The sequence below is a fragment of the Xanthomonas citri pv. citri genome (genome assembly GCF_000961215.1).
Lineage (GTDB): Bacteria > Pseudomonadota > Gammaproteobacteria > Xanthomonadales > Xanthomonadaceae > Xanthomonas > Xanthomonas cissicola.
In genome coordinates, this window is sequence record NZ_CP008998.1 from 5,116,804 (window position 1) to 5,124,831 (window position 8,028).

The window sequence follows — 8,028 nt, forward strand, 5'->3', positions numbered from 1 at the left end:
GTGCGACAGTTGTCTTGCGTCGATGCGACCGAAACATGACAGTGCAACGACAACCGTTTCGCATCCCTCGCCGTTGCTGCGTCGCGTTGGCATGCAGCTGTCATCGAGCCGTCGTAATCTGCGAGCTCTTCCATTTGTGTTGTCTGAGGTTGCTATGTCGCAGCGCATTGCTTGCCACTCTCATCGGACGCTGGTCAGCGTTGCCATCGCCGCACTGTTGATCGGCAGCGGCATCGCAAGTGCACGAGACAAGGCAGCCTCGAAAGATTCGGTGCTCGCCACCGACGCGCATGGGTATCTAGAGAACCAACAACTGCCCGACAGCGTGCAGCTGGTGCCACCGCCACCGCAGGATGGCAGCGCTGCGCTCGCCAACGACGAGGCGGTCGCCAAGGCCATGCTCGCCCTGCGCGGGACACCGCGCTGGGAGCTGGCCGCGCAGGACGCGGTCCTGAGCTTTCCGGCTGCGGCCACGCACTTCAGCTGCGCGCTCGGCATACAGATCGACCAGGCCAGCACCCCGCATCTGATCGGTCTGCTCGAACGCAGCATGCGCGATGCCAGCACCGCCACCAGCGCCGCCAAGGCACGCTACCAACGCCCGCGTCCTTTCATGCGCAACGCGCAACCGATGTGCACTCCGGCCGATGACGCGGCCCTGCGCAAGAACGGCTCCTACCCCTCCGGCCACACCGCCATCGGCTGGACCTGGGGCCTGATCCTGTCCGAAATCGCCCCCGCCCACCGCGACGCCCTGCTCGCGCGCGGCCGCGCCTTCGGCGACAGCCGCCTGGTCTGCAACGTGCACTGGCAGAGCGATGTCATCCAGGGCCGCGTGGTGGGCGCCGCCACCGTTGCCGCCCTGCACGCCAATCCTGCGTTCGAAAAGGACCTGGCCGCCGCACGCCGCGAGATCGAACAGGCGCAGTCCAAGCAGCCGGCCGCGTCATCGGTGGCTGCGTGCAACGCGGAAAGCGAAGCACTCAAGACCGCATTGCCTGGGGTGATGTAGTCCACGGCAAGCGCACGGGCGGTGCGCCTGCGGTGCTCGGACGATGTGCGACAGTTTGCGCCCGCATCGCCGTCCACGCAGCTGATGTGCGGCGGCAGATGCGTTTGGGTGCGGCTGATTCCGACGGTTTCCGCGCGCCTCATCGCGCTGGGCACCACCGCATCACTTGCCGATGCAAAAACTCGAGAAGATCTTGCCGAGCAGGTCGTCGGCGCTGAGCTTTCCGGTGATCTCGCCGAGCGCTTCATGTGCCAGACGCAGTTCTTCGGCAGCCAGTTCCAGTTGTTCGAAACCGAGCTCCAGATCGGCAGCATCGGCGTGCTGTTCGGCGCGACGCAGCGCCTGAACATGCCGCGTGCGAGCAGAGAACTCGCCGTCGACGCTGTCCACGCCATCGCCGAGCGCAAGCGCGCGCAGGCGGATGTGCAATTGCTCCAGTCCTTGTCCGGTCACGGCAGAGACAGCGATCGCATTGGCATCGAGCGATGCGGCATTGCCGAGCAGATCGCATTTGTTGTGGATCCATAGCTGACGCGGCACCGTGTCGATGGCATCGCCGATGGCATCGCGGGCGGCCTGCAGGTCGCGTGCATCCAGCACCACCAGCGCCAGGTCGGCGCGCTCCAGTTCGGCGCGTGCGCGGCGCATGCCTTCGCGTTCGATCGCATCGCCGCCATCGCGCAGGCCGGCGGTATCGACCAAGGTCAACTCGAAACCGTCCAGCTGGATGGCTTCGTGCAAGGTGTCGCGGGTGGTGCCGGCAACATCGGTGACGATTGCGCGGTCGCTTCCGGCCAGCGCATTGAGCAGGGAACTCTTGCCGGCATTGGGCGGACCGATCAACACCGCATGCAGGCCGTCGCGCAACTTACGCCCGCGTTCGGCATCGCGCAGCAGCTGTGCGAGCACGTTGCGCGCCTGACCCAGACCATCGCGTACTTGATTGCCGCCCAAGGTGTCGAGCGGCTCATCGGCAAAGTCGATGGCTGCCTCGACATGGATACGCAGGCGCGTCAGGGTCTCGGCCAGTGCATCGACCCGTTGCGAAAACACGCCGTCCAGTGCGCGCCGCGCGGCGCGTGCCGCCCGCAGGTCGCCGGCCGCGATCAAGTCGGCAATGGCCTCGGCCTGCGCAAGATCGAGCTTGCCGTTGAGAAACGCACGTTCGCTGAATTCGCCGGCGCGTGCCTGACGTGCACCCAGTTCGATGCAGCGGGCAACCAGTTGCCGCAACAGCACCGGGCTGCCATGACCTTGCAGCTCGACGACATCTTCGCCGGTGAAGCTGTGCGGCGCGTTGAACCACAGCGCAATGCCATCGTCGATGACGGCGCCGTGCCCATCGCGAAAACGCGCGTAGTGCGCATGCCGCGGCTGCATCCGCGCAATTCCGAGGTGCGCTGCGATCTGCACCGACTGCGGCCCGGACAAGCGCACGATGCCCACGCCGCCGATTCCGGCAGCACTGGCGATGGCAACGATGGTCGAGGTGGAAGACGACATGGACACTGCTCTATGGTGGATTGAACAAGGACACGTGGATTTTAAACGGCGCGGCCAGCAGTGCCGAGCCACATGTTTGCGGGCACTTTTGAGTCGCCTACCGTTGCGACAATCGCGCTGTCTGGCATCTGCACGCCATGTCGTGTCGCTACTTCAGTCACAACGATTGCAGCTGCGTACGCGCCTGCTCCGCACCACTGCCTTGCGGCTGCAATTCCAGGTACGTGGAATAGGCCTTGCGCGCCTTGTCGCGATCGCCTGCCTTTGCATATGCATCGCCGAGATTGAGATAGGCCACTGCGCGCGAGGGATCGATCTTCAAGGTATTTTCCAGCCAACGCGCCGATTCGGCAAAGCGCCCCTGACGGTAATACACAAAGCCCAGGTTGTTGGCCGCCAGCGCGAAATCCGGGCGTAGCTTTAGTGCTTCGGCAAATTGCTCGGCCGCATCGACATAGCGCTTTTCCTTGTACAACTGCAGGCCGCGTTCGTTGGCCAGTTGTGCGCGTTGGCGATCGCTGCTCTTCACTGCGGCGGGCAACACCAGCGTAGCTTGTCCGCCTTGCAGCGTCTTCACCGTCACCGGCGCCGCAGCCACTGTCGCACCGGCTGCGGCCGACGCAGGGCGCGCTGCGTCCACGCGTCCGTTGAGCGCAATCGCATCGGCCGACAGCTGCGCGGTCTCTGCAGTGAGGAACTCATCGCCGCTGGGAACCTGGAACACGAATTCGCCGCCTTGCGAACCGGGCAGGCTGCCGAATGCCGGCGTCTGCGCCGAGACTGCCGACACCGCAGGCGCCACGTACGCGGCCAGTTCGGTCCCGGTGATCAAGCCGTCGCCATTGAGGTCGCCCTTGCCGGCCAATGCCTGCAACAGCACCCAGGTGAACACCGAATGCCCATTGGGCCCGCTATCGGCCACCTGTTGATCGGCGCCGCCGGCGGTGAGCATCTGGCGCGCGATACGCCGCGCGTTCTCGCGCAGATACGCGCCGGACGTCGGCCCGCCACGCGTCAACCCCAGCCCGCTGTAACACGCATCCATCACGAACAAGACGTGCTTGGCCTGCAGGCTTTCGGCGATGTTCTGCAAATCGCTCATTGCGATCGCATCGCTGGCCAGATGCTGTGGGTCCGAGTCGACCGGAATGATGTAGCCAAGATCGCGACCGGAAGCCAGCCGTCGTGTGGCGCCATGCCCGGCAAAGAACACGAACACGCGGTCGTTGGTTTGTGCACGGCCTTCGCCGAGGCGGTCGTGGAATGCGGCCAGGATGTTGTTGCGCGTGGCCTGCCCGTTCTTGAGCACAATCACTTGCGAGGATGGAAATCCCAACGGCCCGGTCAGGGTACTGGCAATCGCCTGCGCATCGTTGGCGGCATATTCGAGCCTGGGCCACTGCGCGTAGTCGTCGATACCGATCACGATCGCCCACGATTTCGCATAGCCGGTGGTCACCGTGGCATCGGCTAACGCGCTGGGCGCGTGCGCCACCGAAAACTCGCGGCCATTCCAGCCGGCGAACTGGTAACCGTCGGCGATGAGACGATCCAGAATCTGCGGCAGCGCTTTCACTGCGCGGTCGTGGATGTCATGGAACAGCACGATGCCGCGCTGCTCCTTGTTCACTTGATCGAGCACGCGTTGCACGATGGATTCCGGCACCGGGTCGGCCCAGTCCAACGAGTCGATGTTCCACATGATCGATTTCAGGCCGGCCTCGCCGAGCAACTGCAAGCCTTCCGCATTACGTGCGCCATACGGAAACCGGAACAGCGGCGCACGTTTGTCGTCCACCGCACGCAGCAAGGCGTCGGCATCCAGTACCTGGCTGCGTAGTGCATCGCCGGTGGTTTTGGACAACTGTGCGTGCGTCAGGCTGTGGTTCCCCACGGCGTAGCCTTCTTCCATCAGCGTGTGGCTGATCTTTGACAGCGGCGCAAGTTTCGCTTTGCCCTGGGCATCCAAACTGCCGAGATTGCGCCCCACTTCGAAGAACACGCCTGGCACATCGTAGCGCTTGAGAATTGCCACGATCTCTTCGGTGTAGGCCCTGTGCGGGCCATCGTCGAAGGTAAGCACCACCGTCTTGGGCGGCAAGTCGCGGCCGAACACTTCGCTGTCGCTGTCGCGCGCGGCGAACGGGTACGGCTCTACCACGCCATGGTCGCGCAGGATGTTCTCGCGCGTGTACAGCGTGCGCAGATGCGCCACATAGTCGTCCCATTTCTCGCGCTTGGGCACGATGGCGCGGCTGCGGTCGAAACGACTGAAGATCTGCGTCAGCTCCTTGTTGTAGCTACGCTCGATCTCGTCCAGCGCCTCCAGATCCTCGCCGATGCGCTGATGCAGTTTCACCGCCGGCAATGCAGAGTCGCGGCCGATGCGCGCATGTAGATCGCGCAGCACCTCGGCAAATGCCAGGCGGTCGGCATCGAACAGATCCGGCGCAGATTCCACCTCGTCCAGCACCGCGGCAATCGTCGCGAACCGGCGCGCGTCCTGGGAGATCAGCACGGTGTCGAAGGATGCGGCAATGCGCTCGCGCTGCTCCAGGTTTTCATGAAACAACTGCTGGCCCACGCTGCTGGAGGTGGCGCGATCGCGTGGCCTTTGTTTGTCCTCATCGGCCAGCAGCACGATGATGCGGCGGTGCCGGTCCAGTTGTTGGCGCAGTTGCGCGATCAAGGCGGGCGTGGCGTCCCCGGCCGTGCCCGCCTGCGTGCCAGCGCTCGTTGCAGCAGCGGGCTTGGCAGCGGCGGCAGCATCGCTCGCGTCATGCCTGCCGCAGCCGGCCAGCGCCAGCACTCCCATGCAACTTGCGCACAGCAACAGGCGATGCAACGGCGATGTGGTCACGACGGCGTCCTTGGCGAAAGAGACAACAGGCAATAAATGCGGGCTGACATGCAGAAAGCCCGCCTTGCGGCGGGCCTTCTTGAACTTACTTGGCGTTGGCCTGGATGATCTTGCTCGGCTTCTCGCCGTGCTGGCGGATCATCCACCATTGGATCAACAGGCCCAGGCCGCCATTGACCACCCAGTACAGCACCAGGCCGGCCGGCATGAAGGCCATCATGACGCCGAACACCAGCGGCATGAACTGCATCATCTTGGCCTGCATCGGGTCCATGCCCGGGGTCGGGGTCAGCTTCTGCGTCGCCCACATGATCGAGATATTGAGCAACGGCAGGATGAAGTACGGGTCGCGCGCAGTCAGATCCTGGATCCAGCCCAGCCACGGCGCCTGGCGCAGTTCCACCGACTCCACCAGCACCCAGTACAGCGCGAAGAAGATCGGCATCTGGATCAGTAGCGGCAGGCAGCCGCCCATCGGGTTGATCTTTTCCTTCTTGAACAGCTCCATCGTCGCCTGCTGGTACTTGACGCGATCGTCGCCGTAGCGCTCCTTGAGCTGCGCCAGGCGCGGCTGGAAGCGTCGCATCTTGGCGCCGGACTTGTACTGCGCGGCCGACAGCGGATACAGCGCCAGACGCAGCAGCACCACCAGGCCGATGATGGCCCAGCCCCAGTTGTGCAGGAAGCTGTGCAGGTGGCTCAACACCCAAAACAGGCCCTGGCCGATGATGGCCATGATCGAGAAGCGGCTGTAATCGACAACGCGGTCCAGGCCCTTGACGTCTTCCTTGGCGATCAGGCTGACCAGCTTCGGGCCCACCCACAGGCGCGCTTCGGTGCTGGCGGTCTGGCCAGGCGCCACGGTGAAGGCCGGGCCACGCAGCTCGGCCACGTCGCGCGGGCCGTCCTGAGCCAACACATACAGCGAGGCCTGGTCCTTCTGCGGAATCCACGCGGTGAAGAAGTGGTGCTGCAGCAGCGCCACCCAGCCGCCGGTGATCTGGCGATTCAGGCCACCGTCGTCCATGTAGTCCTTGAACGCACGGCGCTCATAGCCTTCCTGCGGGCTGTACCAGGTCGCGCCATTGAAGCTGAAGGAATCCGGATTGGTCATGCCACGGCTGAGGATGGTCGGCACCCGGCTCAGCTTGCGGAAGACGTAGCCGTTCCACGGCGCGCCACTCTTGTTGATCACCTCGTCCTTGATCGAGATGGCATAGCGGCCGCGCTCCAGGGTAAAGGTGCGACGGATCGAGACGCCGTCGGGGCCATTCCAGACGAACGGCACCACCAGCGTGTTCTGGCCCTTGGCCATGTCGAACGTCGTGCCCGGCTGCTCGGCGCGGAAGCCGCCCACGCCCGGCACCGGCGAATGCTCGCTGGCCCAGCCGCTGGTGGCGTTATACGGGTGCGCCGGATCTTCGGTCAGCAGACTGACCGGCGCGGTGCCGTCCTTGGTCTGCGGGAATTGCAGCAGCTCGGCATCGAGCACGCTGCGGCCATCCAGCTTCAGGCGCAGCACGTCCGAGGTCAGGGTCACCACTGGTGCGGCGCCGGCAGCAGCCGGTGTCGCGGCGGTGGTGCTGGTCGCCGGCACTGCACCTGGCGCGCCGGCCTGCGGAATGGCCTGAGCAGCGGGCACATTGGCCGCACTCGGCGTGGCCGCATCCAGATCACGGGCCGCCGGAACCGACTGCGTTGCAGCGACCACAGGCGCATTGGCAGCGGCCTTGTCCTTGCCCCACTCCATCCACAGCAGCGCCGCGACCATCAGCCAGGCAAAAATCAGGAAAACACGGGTCTGGTTCATCGGGCAGCAACTCGCTCAGTCGGAACTACAGTTCCGGCTCTGTCGGGGAAAGGGAGGATGGGTGCACCGTCCTGGCGGGCGGCATTGTGCCGGCCGCAGCAGGCAGGGGCAATGCGCCAGCACGGTGCAGCAGACGCAGGAAAGCGTCGCGAATCTGTGGATTAGTCGCTTTTGCAGCTGCCGAGCGCGCCACGATGACGTAATCGCCACCGGCCAGCTCAGGGAGTAGATGCCGCATGGCGTCACGCAACACGCGCTTGATGCGGTTGCGCCCGACCGCCCTCGTGTCGACCTTGCGCGACACCGCCATGCCCAGGCGCGGCGGCGTGTCGCCGGTGCGCCAGTGCAGGCTCAGGAGTGGGTCCGAGGTGCGACGTGCAGTATCGAATACGATCGTATATTGCGCACGCGTACGAACCCGGGCAGAGCGAGGAAATCGCCTGCACGGGTTCGATGCGTTCACGGTAGGGACTGCCTCGGCCGCAGGGAGCGGCGCGGCAATCAAGCGCTCAGGCGCTTGCGGCCCTTGGCGCGGCGGCGAGCCAGGATTTTGCGGCCGTCGGCGGTTGCCATACGTGCGCGGAAACCATGGTCGCGTGCTCGCTTGAGATTGCTGGGTTGGAAAGTACGCTTGGTGGCCATGGGGCCCTCTGCATGAATGGAGACGAATAGAACCGGCAATTCTATAGGCCTTGCGCGGCGGCGGTCAACACCCTGCTCGCTTTACCGCCGATAAGGACACCATCGGCCTGTGGATTGCCCTGTGAATAACTCTGGGAAAACCCTGCCCTCGGTGCTAGGCTGGTCCATACTCTTTTCACTACCGGGCTGCGAGCACGGCGC

Annotated in this window: 6 protein-coding genes; 1 reads left to right on the forward strand and 5 read right to left on the reverse strand. The window is 64.7% G+C overall.

The window, feature by feature from the left end; genetic code table 11:
- Positions 1–154: 154 nt before the first annotated feature.
- Positions 155–1,012 (forward strand): acid phosphatase, encoded by an 858-nt coding sequence (locus tag AMD14_RS22330; RefSeq protein WP_011052925.1) that lies wholly within the window; start codon positions 155–157, stop codon positions 1,010–1,012.
- 162 nt (positions 1,013–1,174) lie between these two features.
- Here the strand turns inward: AMD14_RS22330 and mnmE are convergent, their stop codons facing one another.
- From mnmE to rpmH, 5 genes are all read right to left on the reverse strand, one after another.
- Positions 1,175–2,515: a tRNA uridine-5-carboxymethylaminomethyl(34) synthesis GTPase MnmE gene (gene mnmE / locus AMD14_RS22335; protein ID WP_011052926.1), complete on the reverse strand. Its 1,341-nt coding sequence runs from the start codon at positions 2,513–2,515 to the stop codon at positions 1,175–1,177.
- A 157-nt stretch (positions 2,516–2,672) separates the two neighbouring features.
- Positions 2,673–5,375, reverse strand: coding sequence for a polysaccharide deacetylase family protein (locus tag AMD14_RS22340; protein ID WP_011052927.1), 2,703 nt, complete (start codon positions 5,373–5,375; stop codon positions 2,673–2,675).
- 85 nt (positions 5,376–5,460) lie between these two features.
- Complete coding sequence (gene yidC / locus AMD14_RS22350) at positions 5,461–7,185, reverse strand: membrane protein insertase YidC (protein ID WP_005921867.1); 1,725 nt, start codon at positions 7,183–7,185, stop codon at positions 5,461–5,463.
- Positions 7,186–7,210: 25 nt separating this feature from the next.
- Positions 7,211–7,648, reverse strand: a complete 438-nt coding sequence (rnpA, locus tag AMD14_RS22355) for a ribonuclease P protein component (RefSeq protein WP_011052928.1) — start codon at positions 7,646–7,648, stop codon at positions 7,211–7,213.
- Positions 7,649–7,686: 38 nt separating this feature from the next.
- Positions 7,687–7,827 (reverse strand): 50S ribosomal protein L34, encoded by a 141-nt coding sequence (gene rpmH / locus AMD14_RS22360; protein ID WP_002805908.1) that lies wholly within the window; start codon positions 7,825–7,827, stop codon positions 7,687–7,689.
- Positions 7,828–8,028 lie beyond the last annotated feature (201 nt).

Excerpts from the sequence above, each read along its gene's own strand:
- mnmE (WP_011052926.1), bottom strand. The coding sequence starts at position 2,515 with ATGTCGTCTTCCACCTCGACCATCGTTGCCATCGCCAGTGCTGCCGGA.
- rpmH (WP_002805908.1), bottom strand. The coding sequence starts at position 7,827 with ATGGCCACCAAGCGTACTTTCCAACCCAGCAATCTCAAGCGAGCACGC.
- yidC (WP_005921867.1), bottom strand. The coding sequence starts at position 7,185 with ATGAACCAGACCCGTGTTTTCCTGATTTTTGCCTGGCTGATGGTCGCG.
- AMD14_RS22330 (WP_011052925.1), top strand. The coding sequence starts at position 155 with ATGTCGCAGCGCATTGCTTGCCACTCTCATCGGACGCTGGTCAGCGTT.